We start from the raw sequence: 20,723 nt of genomic DNA on the forward strand, positions 1-20,723 counted from the left end.
GTTTAAAGGCAATTTGATTTAACTACAAAGAGGGCTGTCCCACAGAGCAATTGAAACGCTCTGTGAGACAGCCCCTTCTTGTTACATCGTTACGCGCGCCAATTTTAACCCAAATCTTCCAACAGCGGCGCAGCTTCTCTAATGGAGTGCAGAACAACTGCGATCCGCTCTTCCAATACAAATAGCAGCTCGCTCAACCGCTCTCGATCTTTCGATAACAGGCATGCCTGCAGCTCGCCTGATGTCTCTGCGAGATCGGCGGCTCCGAGGTTGGACGCCACACCTTTGAGCGTGTGCACGAGCAGCTCGGCTTGCTTGTCATCCTGTGCCGCGATCGCCTCCCGGATGTCCTGCACCGCATCCACATGATCGTTAGCGAATCGCAGCAGAATGCCGCGATAGAATGCCCGATTGCCGCGCAGCCGCTGGATAGCATCCGCCAGTTGCAAGCCCGGCAGCTCATTCGGCATCGCCCCCGGCTCTGCAGCAGTTGCTGCCGCTTCTGCTGTTGCTTCAGCTGCTACAACCCGACGATCCTTCATGAAACGATGCAGTACGGCGTACAGCTGAGCTGGTTCGAACGGCTTCGTAATATACGCGTTCATGCCCTGCTCCAGCACCTTCTCCTTTACGCCTTTCATCGCATCCGCCGTCATCGCAATGATCGGCACATTCGCCATCTCGCTGCGCTCCCGCATGAGCCGCGCTGCTTCCATGCCATCCATGACTGGCATCTGTAGATCCATCAATACAACGTCGTATCGGCTGCGATCTACCAACTCCAATGCCTCTTCGCCATTCTCTGCAACATCAACGACTGCGCCTAAGCTCTTCAACATTTCGGAAGCGATCTGCTGATTGATCTCATTGTCCTCAACGAGCAGAATTCGTACACCTTGCAACGATGAGAACTTCTCCTGCTTCTCTTGACTGTGTGCAGTAGAGTGTTTATCCAGTACATGCTTATGGAATAGGCTGAGCATCTCATTGTACAGCTGAGATTGACTCATCGGATAATACAGCACTTTCTCGATCGGTGTGTAACGAATGCGATTGCTAAGCTGCGGATCGTGATAAGCCGTAATAAGTACAATAATTTGCATCGGCGCAGTACTGTATTGATGAATTCGCTCCGCTAGACGAATCGAATCATCATGCTGCAGCTTCCAATCCACAATAACGAGATCGAAGCTCCCCCCGTAAAACAGCTTCTCGATCACTTCAATCTCCGTCTCGACCGTCGTTACTTGAAACCGGAACTGCTCCAACTGGCTGAGAAGCACCCGCTTCATCTCGGGCTCGTCACAGACGAGCAGCACATTTTTGAACCGGAAAGAATTATCGCTTGGCAGGTTTACGAATGTACGCGATGACTGCTCAAGCTTCATGGTGAAGGAGAAGCAGCTGCCAACGCCAGGGTCGCTATCCACCTGCATTCTGCCGCCCATAAGTTTAACCAACTCTTTACTGATCACGAGGCCAAGCCCCGTCCCGCCGTATTTGCGAGTCGTCGACATATCAGCCTGGACGAAGTGACGGAACAGCTTCGACTGCTGCTCCTTCGTCATCCCAATGCCGGTATCGCGGACCAAGCAGCGGAGCGTTACGTTCGAGCCATCATCCGCATCTTCCATCCGCGCAATCTCGATCGATACTTCGCCCTTCTCCGTAAATTTGACGGCATTGTTCAATAGATTGATAAGCACTTGACCAAGACGATGCGGGTCGCCGACCAGCATCTGCGGAACTTCATGGTGAATATCAAAATGAATATGGAGCCCCTTCTCGAATGCTTTTACATTAATAACGTTGGATACGTTATGCAGCACCTCGAACAGATCGAAGTCGATTCGTTCGAGCACGATTTTGTTCGCCTCGATCTTGGAGTAATCAAGAATATCGTTAATGATCATAATGAGATTGTTTGCGGACAGCATCATTTTGTTTGAAAAATCCTGCTGCTTCTCGCTTAGCTCCGTCTGCCGAAGCAGATGGCCCAGTCCGATAATCGCATTCATCGGCGTTCGAATCTCATGACTCATATTCGCTAGAAACTCGCTCTTCGCTAGATTGGCGGCTTCAGCCGATTGCTTCGCGTCTGCCAACAGCGCGTTATTCGCCGCTAGCTCCTGCGTGCGTTCCTCTACCAATTGCTCAAGATGCTCCTTGTAATGCATAAGCGTCTGTTCCGTCTCATAACGCCTTATTTCATATGCCATGACGGAGTAGAACAGGGGTACTGCAACAGTATGAAAAATGATAAACGTTACAGCGTAATCCCCAAGGAACAAACTCTTCGTCTCCTCAGGCGCCGTGAAAGTTGCCCACAGTACCGTTTGAACGCCGATGACAAGCCCAAGCCCCCAAGCAAACCACGTATAATGCTTCGTAACTCGCTCCTTCAATCGATAAGCAGCGATACCTAATACCGTTGTAACGAGCAGCGCGCCAGTCGGGAAAATAATCGCGCCGCCAAGCGATATTCGATAGATGCCGATCACCGCCGTCGTGACAGCGATTGACCACGGCCCTCCGAATATGCCGGACAGAATGACGCTTATGAGTCTGACGTCCATATGCAGTCCATCTCGATTCTCCAATGGCATCTGCATAATGAGAAGCCCCATGCTGCTAAACAGAAAGCCGAAGCTTATGCTCTTCCAGCCTTTAACGGCGTTCGATAAATACGGATAAATCCATCGGGTCACAACGATCATCGCGATAAGAAGCATACTGTACTGACCGAAAAAAACTAGCAGATCCGTATTCATGTTCACCCGCCCCTACTATGTAAACTTTTCTATTTTCCAAACCAGTTTCGACAACGTTCGCGCTATTCCTTCTCTTGTATAAAAGAAATAACCTCTGTCCGCATTTCAGCTCGACAGAGGCCTTCCCCATTCCACTTACTTATATTTGAACATTTCGATTGATTCGTTGAGCCGCTCCGCCAGCTGCGACAGCTCTTGCGATGCTGCTGCCGTCTCTTCAGCGGCAGCCGCCGCCTCTTCGCTGACTGATGCAACCGATTCAATCGTCATGAGTACATCCGACGCTTTCGAAGCTTGTACGACGCTTGATTCCGCAATTTCATTCACTTTATCCGACATTTCATTCACCTTCACGACGATGCCGTCGAATGACTGACGCGTTTCTGCGAACTGCTGCACGCCATCGCTGACCGCCTTCACGCATTCCGTCGTATTGCTCTGCATGCCGTGAATGATCGACGCAATTTGCTTCGTAGCACTGCCGCTTCGTTCAGCCAGCTTGCGAACTTCATCCGCTACAACCGCAAAGCCGCGGCCCTGCTCACCTGCTCTTGCCGCCTCAATCGCAGCGTTAAGCGCGAGCAGATTCGTCTGCTCCGCAATTTCGTTGATGACTTGAATAATGTCGCCGATCTGATTCGAATCTTTCTCGAGGTTCTCCATCTGCTGATTCACTTGCTGCATCGTACCGATCGAGTGATTGATCATATCCGTGCCTTGTTCAGCAATATGAACCGCTTCATTCGAATAGTCCCGCGCTTGATTAGCGTTGAATGCTACGCTCTTGATTGCTTGCTCCAGCGCTTCGAACAGATCCGCCATCGTACGTGCTTGATCCGCTTGATCAACGCTGCCTCTTGCAACTTCATCCGTACTTGCCGTAATCTGCTCAGCCGAGGCCGCTACGCTGATTGCTGCAGAATTGACTTGTCCAATCGTGACTGACAACGAGTCGAGCATATCGTTCATGTGAGCGGCAAGCACACCAAGCTCATCCTTCGATTTGACATGCAATCTCGGACGGAAATCTCCCTTAGACAGCTGCTTCACCACATCTGTAATATAGACGATCGGTTTCGCTAGACGAGTCGTGAATAGATATGTTACCGCCATTGCGGCGAGCGTTACGATAACCGCAGCAAGCAAGGTCGTCCACATCATATTGCGAATTGGCGCCGTCAGCTCGCTCTTCGGTACAGCCATCTGAATCACATAACCATTCTTAGTCGCGCTGGAATGGCCGATCTTCGTAATGCCGTTAAATGTATAGGTGTAGCCAACGTCCTTCTTCCCTTGCTGGATCGCCTTAAAGGCATCATACACTTCTGGTACGCCTAGATCTTCGATGCGGGTTCCGACCAGATCCGGATTCGGATGAACTTGAACAATGCCTTGGTTGTCGATCAACACAGCGTAGCCCGAATCGCCAATCTTCGAATCGATAACGCTCTTGGCTGCCTTCGAAATCGTGTAGCTGGTAGCATAGAATCCAAAGGGCTTATCTTCCTGCATTAACGGGATGACGAATGCGACGACGAGCTTGGTCGGGTCGTCAACAGCTGGTATCGGATCAGAGATATAGGGCTTGCCTTCGGAAATGACAGCCATATAAGGACGATTCGACAAATCCATCGTTTGCCCTTCGCTTCCGCGGCTCGCCTTACCCGTCAAATCGAGCGAATAACCGCTTAGTTCAAATTCTGGATTGCTCTTCGCGAACGCAGAAATAAGTGCTTGATGTTTGGCTGCATCCATACCATAGGATTGTCCGACATGCGCGATGGCTTCGAGCTTCGCAAATTTGGACTGAACCTCCTCATCGACTTGCTGAACAATAAGAGAGGTTTGCAAGCCGAGCTCCTTCTTAATCTCTTTCTCGAAGTTCGCAGAGTTCGGTAAGAACAACGACAACGACATCGCTGCCACGATTGCAATAGCAATGATGAACGTGCTAAGCATTAACCTCGTCGAAAGCTTGCGAATTTGGATTAATCGGAACCATCGGGATGAGGCTTCATTTCTATTATTCACGGAGACACGCTGCCTTTCAATTTGAATTGAGATACGGATTCGCTTAGATGCTGTGCCAGCTTCGCCAGCGTCTGGGAGGTGGATGCTGTTTCTTCTGTCGATGCGGCTGTTTCTTCACTTGCTGCTGCGATCGATTCGATTGCACGGAACACTTCATCGGTCTGGGCAGCCTGCTGCTCGCTGGATGCTGCAATTTCGCCAACTCGATCGGCTGTATCGCCAACCAAATCGATAATTTGCTCGAAGGTTTCGCCAACCCGCTTCGTCTGTGTCACCGCCAGTGTCACGGATTCCACGCTTGCCGCTGTATTGCCCTGCATGCCTTTAATAATCGAAGTAATCCGCTTTGTCGCTTCGCCGCTTCGCTCGGCAAGCTTGCGCACCTCATCGGCAACAACGGCGAATCCTCGTCCCTGCTCGCCTGCTCTTGCCGCCTCAATTGCCGCATTCAGAGCAATAAGATTCGTCTGTGCCGCAATCTCGTCGATCACCTCAATGATGTCGCCGATCTGCTTGGAGTCATCCTCCAGCTTCTTCATCTGATTCGTTACAGCGGAGATGCCTTGAATCGATGCGCTTACAATCTGACCGCCGCCTCTCGCAACTTTCGCGGACTTCGCTGACATCTCGGCAGCATCCTCTGCACTGCTTGCCACCGTCTGGACAGCAATATTCAGCTCGCGGAACAGCTCCGTAATATGCTGCGCGGTCTGTGCCTGCGCATCGCTCGTGCTCGATACCTCTTCTGTCGAAGCCGATATCTGCTGTGCGGCTGACGCTACGCTATACGAGGAATGAAGCGCTGATGCAATAAGCTCGCTCCAATTGACTACCATCGCATTCATCGCGGAAGCAAGGTCTGCCGTTTCATCCCTGCCTTTCACTTCAAGCGGCTCGATAGTCAGGTCGCCATGCGACACGCGCTCAATCGCTCTAGTTACCGACGTAAGCGGTCTGCTGATCGAGAGCACGAGTATACTTGCAGCAGCGATGCCTACAACAAGGCTGACAATCGATAATCCAATAATCCACAGGAGCGAGGTGTGATACGTTTCATTCGATTGAACGGTTACATCGTCTGCATGATCGTTATTGAAATCGAGTAGAAAATCGAGAGTCGATTGCATTTTCTGATAGGAGGCTTGCGTTTGCTGAAGAAGATTACCCGCATCCTGTTCATTATGGATATCGCTTAACTCCAGCACCTTCGCATTAGCCGTTTGAAACTGCTCCCATTCAGCAGTTAACGAGTTAAACGCCCCTTGTTCTTCATCTGATACGATCGTTTCGCTGTACTTTCGGAAATCGCCCTGAAGCTCTTTATTTGCCTCGGTAATTTGCTGTCTGTACTGTTCTTTAACGGGAACTTCATCCTCCAGTGCATACATAGCGGACAAGCTGAGAACATGCTCCGTCAAATAATTGACGTGCTGGATCGACTGAACGCCTGGCAGGGACACATCATTGATCGTGTCGACCTTGTCCTTCAATGACTTTAATTGCATAGCGGACAGCGCACTGATGACCACCATCAACACCAGAAGAAGAGCAAATCCGGCCATCATTTTTTTGCCGACAGTCACACGCATTGTAATTGACCCCCTTTTATCGACCATATAGGATTTCATTACCGTACCGCCTCGCCCAATGGATAAAGCGACTCTCCTAGCAGCTTTCCTGCCACTTCTGCCGGAACGGGATGGCTGAACAAATAACCCTGCGCGAATACGCAGCCGTTCTCCCGCAGCGCATTCAGTTCCTCCACCCGCTCTACACCCTCGGCTACTACCTCTAGTCCCAGTTGACGGGACATGGACAGCACAGACGAAACGATTGCAGTATGTACGACGTTCGAATCGATATGTTTAATGAACGATTGATCGATCTTCAGCTTGCCGACCGGCAGCTCCTTCAAATACTTCAATGAGCTGTATCCCGTACCGAAATCGTCAATCGACAAGTTGATCCCAAGCGCTTGCAATTCCTTCAGAATCGGAAGTGCTGTATGGATGTCCATCATGACGCCTTCGGTTATTTCCAACTCCAGCCAATGCGGCTCTAAGCCTGTCCGATGCAGCAAGTTCACGATCGATTCCGTAAACAATGGATCATAAAATTGACGCGACGAAATATTCACGCTGATCACAATCGGCGTGAATCCATCTTGCTGCCATTGTTTGTTCTGCCGGCACGCTTCCTCCAGCACCCATCTGCCTATCGGAACAATGAATCCCGTCTCTTCGGCTACTGGGATAAACTCGCCGGGTGATATGGCGCCAAGCTCAGGGTGAAACCATCGAATCAGACTCTCCATTCCAACTGGACGCGCATTCGCAGTGGATACAATCGGCTGATAATAGAGCTTAAGTTGTCCTAGCTCTACCGCCTTTCGCAGGTGAAGCTCAATCTCCATTCGCCGATGAAGCTGCTCGTTCAACGAGGGATTGTACACCTGTGTTTGTCTGCCCTGCTGCTTAGCTTCGTACATGGCCATCTCCGAAGCTTGCAATAGACGCTCGGCCCGATCCGAATGGTTCGGATACAAGCTGACGCCAATGCTGCTGCCAACGTATATATCTTGATCGCCGAACCGGAACGGGTGATGGAGCTGAGCATGCAGCTGATCGATCGTCTCCAGCATTTCGGACGGTTCTTGATAATTGAATAGATAGACGAAGGTGTCGCCGCCCATTCGAACTGCACGCCCGCCGTCTGCCTCAAGCTTCTGCAGCCTTCTTGCAATATTCATCAGCAGTTGGTCGCCTACATCGTCGCCAAGCGCTTCATTAACCAGCTTGAAATGATTAAGCCCGATGAATAGAACTGCCGCTGTCCTATTATTGCTGCCCGCAAGCTCCAGCGCCTGCTGCACATAGTCCTGCGCATATTGACGATTGGGAAGACCAGTCAGTCCGTCATAGTGAATAAGCCGGTTGATCCGTTCCTCCGCCCTACGCTGGTTCGTGATATCGACGCTTAGCGCTACCGCCTCTACGACTTCATCGTCTTCCCACAGCGGCTGAATCGTCGTTCGATAGATACGACCGTTCCAACTCGTATCGAACCAATCGATCTCTTCGCCGTCCCATGCCCGCCGGTATCTCTCTTCCTGACGACGCGCCACATGTGCAGGCATGAAATCGACAAGCTCGCGGCCGACTGCCTGTTCGGAACTTATCCCGAACAACTCGCCGACGCAGCTTGTGTGGATGAAACGATTATGCTCTTGCTTAAACTTCAATACGAGGCCGTTGTAGCGGACAAGCGTCTTCTTGAGCGTATGCTGCGCCGCCTTCAAATCTTTCTCCATCTTCATGCATGTGAGCATCGCCTCCAGCAGAACCCGCATGGATGGCTCCTGCGGACGATTCATAACAATAAGCCTGCACCGCTGCATAAAATCGTTAACGACCATGGCGTCCGCCGTATTCGAGAACAACAAATCCTTATGAAAATAGTCAGCGGCGCCCCACTTTAATGCTTGGAATGTTAAGGCCGAGCCTTCGGTTGCATAGCTGCTCAGCATCATAACTGGCATGGGACAGCAATCCATCAAGTATCGAAGCGCTGTAATTCCATCCATCTGAGGCATTTCAACATCCAAGATGACAAGATCAGGTCGAAGCTCTAAAGCGCGTTCTACACCTTCACGCCCATTGCACGCCGTCCCTGCAACCTCGAAGTACGGGCTATCCTGAAACAGCTTCACGATCATCCGTCTCATTAAGCTGGAATCATCCACTATCAATACACGATATGACATCGCAGCATGTTCACCTCAACCGACAATTTCCTTCCATCTTGCTTCCGATCCAGAGAAATCGATCAACTGAGCAATTTCGCTTCTTGCTTTGAATAGAAACCGTGCAACTGAACCGTTCATCTGCTGATCGGTCATCGAATACGTCATCAGCATTTGTGCATCATCATATTGGCAGGTCACGCCGTTAGCCGTTGTCCCAACGCCAGGCCCTTGCTCAATGATGCGGCCTGTTCGAACAAAGGCAAGTGGAATAATGACCGAATATTCGAGTATCAACTGCTGCTCTCCGTCTATGATTCGAAATAACTCGTGAAACCTTTCCTTCTCCCGCTGCCATAAACTAACGTTGTTATTGAACAGCGCTTCCGTCCAACCTGTCTCATTCTTTAAAGAAGAAGCAATGAATTCGTTTCTGTAATAAGGAAGTAACTGCACTCCCCTCACCTCCGTACCCTTGAAGAGGTAGTTCAAAAAGTCAGCTTTTGATACTTCTTGAACACTCACTTGAAATGAAGTATAAGAGGAAATTGTTAGAAAAGTTCTTTTGAATGTATTTGTTCTTTATTTGATCTTTATTAATCTAACGCGTTGCAAGCATGCAAATTGTCAAATAAAAAAGCCGTCCGCCACCACAAATAGGTGGCAGCAGAACGACTCGTTAGGATTTATTCGACTGTAATAATGGCTCAGGCAATGACCGGATAATGGCTTCGATCTCGGCAGAGGCCGTTTCCAGTGCGCCAACATAAGCCGTCGGGTTATCAATGATAACCGCCTCTAACTGGATAGCTGCAACGGCGAGACGGTTTGCGGACATATTCTTCGCAACGCCAATCAACGTGTGCACTTCCCTTGCTGCATCTCGGCCTTGTCCCTCGCTCAACAGTCGAATGACCCGATCAGCGAAACCGGTATATTCCTTCTTGAATAGATGAAGAATGTGCAATGCGATCGACACCTTCCCTTCAAGCCGCTGCAGCATGTGATCGAGATCGACTCCCAGAATCGTCTGCCGAATCGAATCATATAATGCCCATTCTTCCGGATGGCGGCTCACATGCCGATCCATGGAAGACGGCAGCCATTGACTCACACATTTTCTTAACACTTCCGCATCCAGCGGTTTTAACACAATATCGTTAATGCCTGCCTCATAATAGACTTGATGATCATTCTGCATCGCATTGGCGGTAAGCGCGATAATCGGGATATGCGAATAGTCCGAATTCGCCCGAATTCGTTTGGTCGTTTCATAACCATTCAATACGGGCATATACATATCCATCAATATAAGGTCGAAGCTTTGGTCTTGTAGATGCTCAAGCGCTTCAAGGCCATGGTTAGCAACCGTTACGTCGCAGCCATGGTGACGGAGCAGTTCTCCCGCTACCTGCTGGTTAATCGCATTATCCTCAACAAGCAGAATGCTTGGCCGTCCGTTGGAGTTAGATGCGGCAGCCGCGACATGTCCATCGGAACTGCCTGCGCTTGCAACTTCCGCGTCTCCGCTGCTTACCATACGCCGAAGCGTCTGATAAAGCTCCAGACGGCTTGTCGGCTTGCTGAGCATTGCATTCGGCAGCCGATCACCCATCATTTGCATAATTTCTTCGCGTGCATAGGCGGAGGTAAGGGCGATAACTGCAACATTGCTTCTGTCGCACAGGTCCATAATTCGGTGCCAAGTATGCTCGCCATACATATCGTCCATCTCCATATCAACCACGATACAGTCCATGTATTCGGATATTCGCGATGTTCGCTCTAGAAACTGATGCAGATGATCCCACGTCTGCGAGAACGTTACCTGACAACCGAATGATTCCATCGTACGGGCAATAATGTCACGATTCAACCGGTCATCCTCGACCAGATGAATCCGAATGCGACCTCTATTCGCATGGAGCGCCCATGTTCGCCGCTCATCTTGCTTCGCTAACGGCAGTTCCAATTCGAACTGGAATCGGCTCCCGATGCCAGTCTCGCTGCTTACTCGCAATTCTCCGCCAAGAAGGGAAACGAGCTCTTTCACTATCGGAAGTCCCAAGCCGGTACCCGGCTGCTTCCCGCCGCTGTCATAATCCGCCTGCCAGAAAGGTTCGTACAGCATGCGCAGCTGCTCCTTCGACATACCAATACCTGTATCCTCGACGGTAAAACGAATGCTTGCCTTGCGGTCGGTTTGCTGCAGATGCTGAATATAGAGATGAACATGGCCTTGTTCCGTAAACTTAATGGCGTTGCTGCATAGATTCATGAGAATTTGTTTCAGCCGCAGGGGATCGCCCTTCAACAACGCGGGAAGGTTGGCGTCCGTTTCCACGATAACCTCCACCTGCTTAATCCCTTTCAACACGGAGAGCGTATTCGTCAGATCGTAGACGAGTTCATCCATATCGAAGTCGATCTGCTCCATATTAAGCTTGCCCGCTTCGATCTTTGACAGGTCCAAGATGTCATTAATAATGCCGAGCAGCAGATGCGAAGACGACATCATTTTGTTCAAATAATCCTGCTGCGTATCCGACAATTCGGTATGCTTCATCAACTGCGCCAAACCGATAATCCCGTTGAGCGGCGTACGAATCTCATGGCTGACCCGCGCCAGAAATCGGCTCTTCGCACGGCTCTCCTGATCCGCCTGCTTCAGTTCGGTAATCTCATGCATACTGCAGATCATATAGCCTTCCACTTCGGACGTCCCGTGAATATCGGACAGGATGACGTAATATACCCGGACCTGTCCATCTGACATGACAACCGTCGTCTCAAAGCCGGTTTTACGTCCTGTAGCTGCAATTTCGTTCCAATGCTTCCGCCACTGCGACTCATTCATCTTCATGCCAAGCTCGAACAACGAATGTCCTATCGTCTCCTGCTGACCTCTACGAATCATGCTGCAGAAGTAACTATTGGCGAATAGAATGCTGCCGCTGCGATCGAGCTCTAATATAAAATCTTGCGGATTCTCCGCCAGCGACAGGTAACGCTCTTCGCTTACATGGATGCGGCGCTCGGCTGCCTTCTGCTCCGAAATATCAATCACGGTGCCGATAACGGACGTGACAACCTCATTCTCGACGATGGGCTGGAGCGTAACCCACAGGTCGAGCAGGCTTACCCGTGTTTCATAGGCGCTGGACATGCCAGAATTCCAGACGCTATCAATGTTTCCTTTGAACTTCGCGCCTGAGGCGCCGGGCAGGAACGAGAATGCTTTCAACTCCGAACTAAAATCAGGCACATCGCCGCCGATCGCTTCCGCAAGCTTCGATAGCAGCTTCCCGCTAATCATTTTGTAAACATACTGCTCGTCCTGTTTCACAATCTTAAACGTAATGCCATTGTGCATGCGCATCGTATTGGTCAGTTCATCTTTCGTCTCCTTGAGCTGCTCCTGCACTTCGGTCGTCTTATGCAAGTAGCGAATAAGAAAACTGATGAATAGAATGCCGAGCCATGCAGTAGTTAAGTACGGAATCGTCGTACCGAGCCGGAACAATTCTGGGATCCGATCAATCCCTGAGAGAATGAATATCGCAATGGTGGAAACCGATAGCAGCAACCAACGGCGTTTGTAGGACTCATTGTTACGAATAATAAAGTACGCGCATGCAGCAATCGCACCAAGTACAAGCAATGATCGAATCCAAACGCTTAGAACTCCCATATCAGGAATGGACATTATAATCAGCGAAATGATCCCGGATATAACCCCGCCAAAATGCATCGCAACGAGTATGGCAACGGCTCGCAAGCTGAGTATATAACCCTCGCTAGTCATAACTCCGAACTCATAAAGCACTAGTCCAGTTAATCCCATGTACAAACCGATTAATATCGCGCTTGCTTTTGACGATATAGTTCTAGCATGAGGTTGAATAAGCAGCTGGATTCCGACGAAAGTGAATATGGCGAGTAATGATAGATTAAGTAGAAAGTGCTCGTACATCGCGGGATCATCCTTCCTGGTACTTACAGCGGTTGGTTCTAGTCCTATGAAAATAAGTTTATACTAAATTGAAGATAGACGGACATATTTCGACATTATATAATTAAAAACACACCTAATTATTAGCAAAGTATTAGCAATCCTAACATTCGTTTCATTAAGGCGGGGTCCACAACAATGACGAAAGTACTTATTATTGAAGATGATAATATCTTCGGTGACATGTTAAGCCTATATCTAACAGAGGAACAGTATGAAGTCGTACGTGTAGCAAGCGCTGGAGAAGGCCTGCAAACATTGAAGGACTATACACCAAATGTGATCCTGCTGGATCTCATGCTCCCGGACACCGAAGGAATCAACGCCTGCGCCTTGTTAAGAGAGTTTACGAATATTCCGATTATCGTCATCTCAGCAGAGACCAAAGTGTCCGAGCGCATCCAATCCCTTAGCGAAGGTGCGGATGACTACATGGTGAAGCCGTTCAGCATGCAAGAGCTGAAGGCTCGTATTGAAGCTGTTCTTCGTCGTACAACTGCATTGCATACACAGCTCGCATCCCCACCACCTGCAGCTCCAATTGTCGATGAGCGTACGCTGACGCTTGATTTGGCACGGCGACTGCTTGTTTGCAACGGCGCGGAGATCGAGACGACTTACTCTGAATTCGAAATCATGAAGCTTCTCTACCACAATCCAAGCAAGGTGTTCAGCCGTGAAGAACTTATCAACGCGATCCGCGGTATCGATTCTTACATTAACGAACGTGCCATCGATGTACATATTACGAACCTACGCAAGAAGATAGAGAGCAACCCGAAAGAGCCGCAATATATTAAAACTGTCTGGGGCGTCGGCTATAAATTTATGAGATAACTTCTATAGAGACCTTAATGAAATGAGCAACCTCGTTTAGGGGTACAAAAATAGAGGGGTGCGTGCACCCCTCTATTGTCTTTCGATTACCATCTGTTTCAGTACGTCCATACTCAGCTGGTAGACAAGATGCTCGTCCATTCGATAGACTCCATTAATTGCACGCTGTTTCCGCGTAATTTCCTCTGGCGCTTGCTCGATGCTTTCCTTCGTTACCGCAACAACCTCTACCACTTCATCGACCAACAATCCCGACTGCCGGTCACCGATATCGACGATCAACACGCGAGACTGATCATCACCCACCTCTGAGTTATCTGCACCCGCAAGAAACGTACCTAGATGATAAATCGGCAGCAGTTGATCACGAAGCTGAATGAGTCCAAGCATATAACGGTCTGATTGGGCCGATGGCATAATGTCCGGCACACGAACAATTTCTTTGACGGCTTGAATATCAATGCCATAATGGATTCCGTTCAGCAGGAACGTAATCCGCTTTACTTCGCTTCTAATGCTCTGCTGTACGCTGCGCGAGCGATTAGTCGCAACCTGCTGCGATTGAGTAGCTCTACGAACAATAGCAGCAATATCTAGAATTAGCGCAATGCTGCCATCGCCCATAATGGTCGACCCGGATAAACACGGTACTTGTCCTATGTAAGAGCCCAGTGATTTGACGACAATCTCTTGATTCGCGATCGACCGATCGAATAACAGACAGACACGCTGCTCGCCAATCCCGACCGTAACGACGAACAGCTTCTTCCCGCTTCCCGCCCCACAGGATTGTACGCCTAACAGCCGATCCATTCGGACGAAAGGCAGCAGCTCGCCTCGCACCATGCACATCTCACGGGAATTAATCGTCTTGATATCGCTCTCGTTCATATGCGAGATTTCAATAACATTCACAATCGGCAATGCGAATACAAAATCGCCAAGACCAACAAGCAGCGAGCGAATGATAGCGAGCGTAAGCGGCAGTTTAACAGTAATTGTCGTGCCATCGCCTTCCGTCGTATCGATATCAATGATGCCGTTCAGCTTCTCGATGCGCGTCTTAACGATATCCATCCCGACGCCTCTGCCCGACAGATCGGTTACCTGCTCTGCCGTTGACATACCGGAGTGGAAAATAAGTCCGATCGCTTCCTTATCCGTCATCTGCTCCGCCTGCTCTTCCGTGACGAAACGCTTCTGGACCGCTTTGCTCCGAATGGCATTCGCATGAATGCCGCGACCATTGTCGCTTACCCGGATGACAATCGTATTCTCCTCATGACTCGCTCGGATGACGACTCGTCCCTTGCGCGGCTTACCTTTGCTCTCCCGATCGTCTGGCAGCTCCAACCCATGATCGACCGCATTCCGAAGAATATGAATTAGTGGATCGCTTATCTCTTCGATCAGCGTACGGTCGAGCTCTGTTTCCTTGCCTTCGATGACAAGATCGACTTCCTTGCCAACTTGTTGCGCAAGATCACGAACTAAGCGGGGGAATCGATTGAACAACTGCTCGATCGGCAGCATACGCGTCTTCATGACGCCGTCCTGCAGCTCAGCGACAACTCGGCTTATATGTCCTGTAACATCCTCCAGCAGTGCCAACTCACCATTGTCTTGCTGCTCCAACGCGCGGAATCGGCTGTTCACATCGATCAGACGTGTCTGGCCAATGACGAGCTCTCCAACGAGATTCAGCAGATGCTCTAGCCGATTCACATCGACCCTTACCGTCTGTGTCGCTTGGAACTTCCCGCCGTCCGCCCGCGGACGATCTTCAGGCTGCTGCGACGTCTCGAATATAGGCAGCGGCTGTTTATCTTTATCCAGCACCCAATTCAGTGACAGTCCGCTGCATTGAACATCCTCGACGTCTGCCATCTCCAACACGAATTGCTTCAGCGTCTCTACGGACTCGCATTCTGACACAATGCAGCCGATCTGCATTGTGCCCTGCTCAATGGCAGGGAGACTCGCCTCATCTGGCGAGACCGCAAGCACCTTCGCTGCTTCGCGTAACTGCCCAATAATGAGAAGCGCACGAGCCGCAGGCAGCTCGGTATCATCCTTCAGCTTAATCACGAACAGGTGCACATTAGCTCCTGCCGTCAACTCGGAACGAACGTCCTCCAGCTGCCCTTCTTGGAAGTCAGAAGCCTGCATCGCAGCAGATGCTGCGTCTGCAGACGTCTGCTCCTTACCTTTCGCTTGAGGCTGATCGACTGAAGGATCTGGGGCGATAAGTCCAGCCTCATCACCGCTAGCAAAGGCGTTCAGCAGTACAACTAAATCGCCGATTTGCTCCTCTTCGTGTATGCCTTGCAGGAAACGTTCCCGCTGCCGCTTGAGATAATCGACACAGCGGAACAACGTATCCATCAAGCGGCCATTCGCGCGCAGGCGATGAGACCGCAGACCATCGAATACCGTTTCGACCATATGCGTCATATTCTTAATCTGATCGAATCCCATAACGGCTGAAGAACCCTTCAGCGTATGAGCTGCCCGGAATATCGTCTGCAGAATGACGGGCTGGCTGCCATACTGCTCCAATTCCAACAGCTGCTCATCCATCACTTGCACTTGCTCATCAAGCTCATCCAGATACACATTCAAATAGGTCGATAACAGCTGATCATTGTGCAGCATTAGCATCCTCCTGCAGCAGCGTTACGACATCGAGCATATTCACCCATTCTTGATCCGCCTCATTCAGCCCGATTCCCGTTATAAACCGTTCAGATCGTTTGGCTTCCTCGTAATGATGCATTTGATTATAGGTCGTAACGCGGTGAACACGATCCACAACGAATGCGACAACGTCCATATCCAGCTGCACGATTACCATCCGTGACAGTTCCGATTCTTCCGCCCGAAAGCGGCTGCCTGGCGTAACGACAGGCACGATGCTCCCTCGCAAATTAATAACGCCCAGAATACTTCGCCTCGCATTCGGAATCGGTAGGTAAGGCTGCATACGAATGATTTCTTGCACGTCCTGAATCGGTATCGCGTATCGCTCCTCTGCGATCCCGACTTCAATGTACTGCTGCTGCGCACTCATCGCTTCCTTGCTCCTCTCGATCCGCTACGATATATGCTTCATTCTTCTGCCGAGCGCAAGCGCAAGCCGTGCACGCTTCAGCTCTGCGCTGTCACTGCTGTACCCGCCCTCTGCGAGCATGCTGCTCATGCAGATCGACATCAGTTTGCGGACACTCGTAATATTCATTTTTTTGAAAATGTTAGCGACATGGTTTTTCACCGTTTTCTCGCTTATAAACAAACTGTCAGCCAGTTCCTTATTGGTATAACCGTGAAAAACAATCAAGGAGACGACCTCGAATTCGCGGCTCGTCAACTGGCACTGCTCATCGAATCGTTGTTGTTCGATCACCATTCATCTTCCCTTACACAATTTGTCGTCCTAAATGTAAGGCAATACTATTAATTTATAATCACAAAAAGTATTAATCATTCATTTACTTTCCTCACAATTGCTTAAAATATTGGCTTAACAACAAAAAAACTCGGTCCCCTTCTCACTTGAAGGTACCGAGTTTCTTAGGAAGCACCAGCTTATAGCCGACGCCGCGAATGGATTCAATCTGAACGGATTGTTGACCAAGCTCCAGCTTCTTGCGAAGCGAGCTGACATGCACATCGACCGTACGCTGACCGCCGATATAATCGAAGCCCCATACGATATTCATCAGGTCATCCCGGGTAATAACCATACCTGGACGCTGCACGAGGTAGAGCAGCACCTCGAACTCCTTCGGCCGCAGCGGAACCGTCTCGCCATTAAGCACAACCTCGTACTTCTCCGGGAAAATCGACAGATCGCCAGCTGTTATAACCTTCTCGTTCGATTCAATCGTTGCTTTGCCTTCGTCCTGCTGTGTCCGACGCAGAACAGCGGAAACACGTGCGAGCAGCTCCGCAACGCCAAACGGCTTCGTTATATAGTCATCCGCGCCGTGCTTCAGTCCCTGTACGACTTCTTCCTCTGCATTGCGAGCCGTCAGAATAATGATTGGCGTCCGAATGCCATGCTGCCGGAGACGGGTCAATATTTCGAAACCATTCATCCCCGGAAGCATGATATCAAGAATAATGAGATCGAAGCTGCGCTGCAGTGCAGCCTGCAGCCCTTCGCCACCATGATCGATGACTGTCGTCTCATAGCCTTCCTGCGTCAAGTTATACGACAACAAACGCGCCAACGTCGGTTCATCTTCTATGACCAGCACCTTATGAGACATGGAATCCTCCAACTCGCGCATTATCGACAATGACTTTACGCGAAAATTACAATTTTATAACTATTTTATCATGGTATCGTCAAGATTGGTCAATACTTTTCTTCCCATACTTAAGGATGAATGACAGGAATTTCGATCGTAAACTTCGTACCGACTCCCACTTCACTCTCAACCGCTATCGTACCGTTATGAAGCTCGACGAGATGCTTGACGATCGACAATCCAAGTCCCGTACCGCCTGAACTACGCGAACGTGCCTTGTCCACACGATAGAACCGTTCGAAGATGCGAGGCAGGTCCTTCTTCGGAATGCCGATACCTGTATCTTTAATAACAATACGTATACGCTCATAATCGTCCCGCGTTTCATCAGACAGCGCATACGGGCTAACCGATGCCGGCCATACAGGCTCCACCATTACCGTTACCTTGCCGCCCTCTGGCGTATAATTAATGCCGTTGGACAGCAGATTCATCATAATTTGACGGAGACGATCCTCGTCCGCTTCTACATAGATATCGCCTTCAGCGATAAGATCGAGTCGTATCGACTTGCGTGCAGCTTCCGCTTCAAGCAATTGAACCGTCTTCGCTGCGAACGACTGCATCTCTACCGGCGAGAACGTTAGCGGCACGCGCCTTGACTCGATTTTGGACAATTCTAGTATATCACCAATGAGACGATTAAGCCGCTCGCTCTCATCATAAATAATTTGCAGGAATGAACGCGTCGTCTCTTCATCCTTAACCGCACCGCCAAGCAAAGTCTCCGCGAAGCCTTTTACTGCTGCAACTGGCGTCTTCAGCTCATGCGATACGTTCGCAACGAACTCGCTGCGCATCCGCTCAAGTCGGCGAATGGCCGATACGTCCTGCAGCACTAGCAGAATGCCTACGAATTCATTATCCTGCATCACAGGCACGAGGTTAAGCTCCAGAAGCCGTTCTTCTGGATAATAGAACGTCATCTCTTCATGAATATACGACTGTTTCTCGAACGCCTCTCGAATGAGCGAGGTCAGTTCATGCTGCTGTCTAGCGTCCGAATAGTGGCGGCCGACTAGCTCGCGCGAGGTGAACCCGAGAATATCTTCCGCACGACGGCTCAGCAAGACGATATGACCCGTCACATCGATCATAACGATACCATTAATCATGTTGTCGAGCACGCTCTCCAGCTGGCTTTCGTTCTGACGAATGCGCTCCATCTGTACTTGCAGGCTATCCGCCATTGCATTGATGGCATAACCCAATTCACCGATTTCGTCCTGCTTCTTCACTGTTACGCGAGCTATGTATTCTTGACGCTGAATCCGCTTGGCAACCTTCGTTATCTGCTCGAGCGGACGTGTCATTCCGCTTGCCACTCGATAGCTGATAAGCGCAGCAACGAGGAACAGCACCAGCAGCCAGACGATAAGCGCCGTCCATAGATTGCGAATGCTCTGCTCCACATCCTCCAGGCTCATTGCAAGTCGGATAATATAAGGTCCCTGATCTGCTTGTACTTGCATAGCAACATACAGCATATTCTGATTCGTCGTATCGCTCATCCGAATGCTGCTGCCTATATCACCCGACAACGCTTTTGCAACTTCCTTGCGTGACTTGTGATTATCCATCGTGTGCGGATCGTGGTCCGAATCGCCCAATACGACACCGTCTGTCCGGATAAAAGTGATGCGGGAATCCGCATTCCGCTTCATGTCGGATGCCACTTGCGAATAATACTGAAATTGGGCAGTCATGTTATCGTCTGCCGATTCCCATTTCATCCCTGCTGCAAGGATGCGAATTTCCCGCACCATGCTCTCTTCCAAAGCTTGAATATGATTCTGTTTGAACATTTGGGCCATCAGAAGACCGGAGGCAAGCACCGATAACCCGATAATGCCAATCATAATAAGCGTTAAGCGTGAACGAAAGCTGTTCATCATTTTTGTCAACTCCTGTCGCCTCAAGGCAGCATACGATTTCTATCGTACATGGATGGGCGACGGTTCGCCAGCATCGGGTTTGTTAAGTTTTTGTAAACGATTCGGAAGCTTGTACATTCTTATGCGGTAAAACGTAGTGAAATAGCGTCGCCATCGGCTGTTGGATGAGAATCGATAGGACGACAGGTACGGCTGACAGCGGGTCGAAGTATCCCATTGCCAGTACGATACCAAGCGATATATTGCGCATGCCAGAGGCATACGACACTGTAACAAGCGTCTCTCGGTTCCGGAATGGCAGCGAACCGAAATAGCCTAGCGCGTAACAAATTGCAACAAGTAGAATGCTGACAGGCACAAGACGGATCATATCACTCTTTAACTGCTCAACATAAGGTTCAATCGCCGCGGCATTAAGCGCAACCACTGCAACGAAGCACAGCTTCGATATTGGAGAGGCAATATGCTGCACCTTGCTCTGAATGCGGCCTTTGGATAACTCGTACAGCATTACACCGATAATCGTAGGAGCAACGATAATGAGCACGAGATCACGGATCATCCCGCCAGTATCAATATCCACGACAGCTCCGAACATAAGCTTAATGCCTGAAGGCACTACGATCGGACTCACCGCAGAATCCAATACCACTAATGCAAGCATCAGAGCGATGCTTCCTCCAGACATGCCCACCCAGAGAACCGATGATACCCCAAGCGGAATAATGGCGAACAAGACAAGCCCGACAACATAAGGCGAATGAGGACCAAATAATGCAGCGCCTATCCCATAAGCGATCAATGGGGCGGCGATATGCGTCAATACGAAAGTCCAGCCAATAATGCCGGGACGCCGAAGCACTTCGCGGAGTTGTCCCAAGCCGCAGCCAATCGCCATCGTAAGCGTTACATAAGCAAATAAATAAGGTACCGCATCCACCATTGGACGCAGCACCGAAGAGCATAGAAACCCGATAATTAGCGATCCGGGAATCAGCAGGAACATCCATTTCTCAAACCAGCGACTAAAAGCCAACCCATTTCATCCCTCTCGCAGCAATTACGTTTCAGTATACTACGATTAGTAGGATGGAAAAAGCCCCGTGCAGCCTCATCTGGCGT

Annotated in this window: 13 protein-coding genes; 1 reads left to right on the forward strand and 12 read right to left on the reverse strand. The window is 49.9% G+C overall.

Annotation, left to right across the window (positions count from 1 at the left end; genetic code table 11):
- Positions 1 to 104 precede the first annotated feature (104 nt).
- The 6 genes from H8B09_RS13565 to H8B09_RS13590 all read right to left on the reverse strand — a co-directional run bounded on the left by H8B09_RS13565 (position 105) and on the right by H8B09_RS13590 (position 12,349).
- On the reverse strand, positions 105 to 2,771 hold the full coding sequence (locus H8B09_RS13565) for a response regulator (RefSeq protein ID WP_191204064.1): 2,667 nt from the start codon (positions 2,769 to 2,771) through the stop codon (positions 105 to 107).
- 135 nt (positions 2,772 to 2,906) lie between these two features.
- Positions 2,907 to 4,802, reverse strand: a complete 1,896-nt coding sequence (locus tag H8B09_RS31025; protein ID WP_191204065.1) for a methyl-accepting chemotaxis protein — start codon at positions 4,800 to 4,802, stop codon at positions 2,907 to 2,909.
- Positions 4,799 to 6,391: a methyl-accepting chemotaxis protein gene (locus H8B09_RS13575; protein ID WP_191204066.1), complete on the reverse strand. Its 1,593-nt coding sequence runs from the start codon at positions 6,389 to 6,391 to the stop codon at positions 4,799 to 4,801. The genes H8B09_RS31025 and H8B09_RS13575 overlap by 4 nt, the downstream gene beginning before the upstream one ends.
- Positions 6,392 to 6,429: 38 nt before the next feature.
- On the reverse strand, positions 6,430 to 8,565 hold the full coding sequence (locus tag H8B09_RS13580) for an EAL domain-containing protein (RefSeq protein ID WP_191204067.1): 2,136 nt from the start codon (positions 8,563 to 8,565) through the stop codon (positions 6,430 to 6,432).
- 15 nt (positions 8,566 to 8,580) lie between these two features.
- The gene (locus H8B09_RS13585; RefSeq protein ID WP_191204068.1) at positions 8,581 to 9,000 is read right to left on the reverse strand and encodes a hypothetical protein; all 420 of its coding nucleotides are present in this window, start codon (positions 8,998 to 9,000) and stop codon (positions 8,581 to 8,583) included.
- Between the two features lie 223 nt (positions 9,001 to 9,223).
- Positions 9,224 to 12,349, reverse strand: coding sequence for a response regulator (locus H8B09_RS13590; protein WP_224753582.1), 3,126 nt, complete (start codon positions 12,347 to 12,349; stop codon positions 9,224 to 9,226).
- A gap of 345 nt (positions 12,350 to 12,694) precedes the next feature.
- Here H8B09_RS13590 and H8B09_RS13595 point away from each other — a divergent pair, with 345 nt between their 5' ends.
- Positions 12,695 to 13,393 (forward strand): response regulator transcription factor, encoded by a 699-nt coding sequence (locus tag H8B09_RS13595; RefSeq protein ID WP_191204070.1) that lies wholly within the window; start codon positions 12,695 to 12,697, stop codon positions 13,391 to 13,393.
- Positions 13,394 to 13,465: 72 nt separating this feature from the next.
- On the opposite strand, the gene H8B09_RS13600 is transcribed toward H8B09_RS13595, so the two are convergent.
- From H8B09_RS13600 to H8B09_RS13625, 6 genes are all read right to left on the reverse strand, one after another.
- Positions 13,466 to 16,048, reverse strand: a complete 2,583-nt coding sequence (locus tag H8B09_RS13600) for a chemotaxis protein CheW (protein ID WP_191204071.1) — start codon at positions 16,046 to 16,048, stop codon at positions 13,466 to 13,468.
- Entirely contained in the window at positions 16,035 to 16,463 is a 429-nt protein-coding gene (locus H8B09_RS13605; RefSeq protein WP_191204072.1) for a chemotaxis protein CheW, read from the reverse strand. The genes H8B09_RS13600 and H8B09_RS13605 overlap by 14 nt, the downstream gene beginning before the upstream one ends.
- Before the next feature lie 24 nt (positions 16,464 to 16,487).
- Positions 16,488 to 16,799 carry a response regulator transcription factor gene (locus tag H8B09_RS13610; RefSeq protein WP_191204073.1) on the reverse strand — a complete coding sequence of 104 codons (312 nt, stop codon included), beginning with the start codon at positions 16,797 to 16,799 and terminating at the stop codon, positions 16,488 to 16,490.
- A gap of 142 nt (positions 16,800 to 16,941) precedes the next feature.
- Positions 16,942 to 17,664: a response regulator transcription factor gene (locus H8B09_RS13615; protein WP_191204074.1), complete on the reverse strand. Its 723-nt coding sequence runs from the start codon at positions 17,662 to 17,664 to the stop codon at positions 16,942 to 16,944.
- A 110-nt stretch (positions 17,665 to 17,774) separates the two neighbouring features.
- A complete protein-coding gene (gene pnpS, locus H8B09_RS13620; protein ID WP_191204531.1) occupies positions 17,775 to 19,598 on the reverse strand; it encodes a two-component system histidine kinase PnpS in 1,824 nt (607 codons plus the stop codon).
- Positions 19,599 to 19,683: 85 nt separating this feature from the next.
- Positions 19,684 to 20,637: a bile acid:sodium symporter family protein gene (locus H8B09_RS13625; RefSeq protein ID WP_224753583.1), complete on the reverse strand. Its 954-nt coding sequence runs from the start codon at positions 20,635 to 20,637 to the stop codon at positions 19,684 to 19,686.
- Positions 20,638 to 20,723: the final 86 nt, after the last annotated feature.

This window comes from Paenibacillus terricola (assembly GCF_014779765.1).
Taxonomy (GTDB): Bacteria; Bacillota; Bacilli; order Paenibacillales; family Paenibacillaceae; genus Paenibacillus_T; species Paenibacillus_T terricola.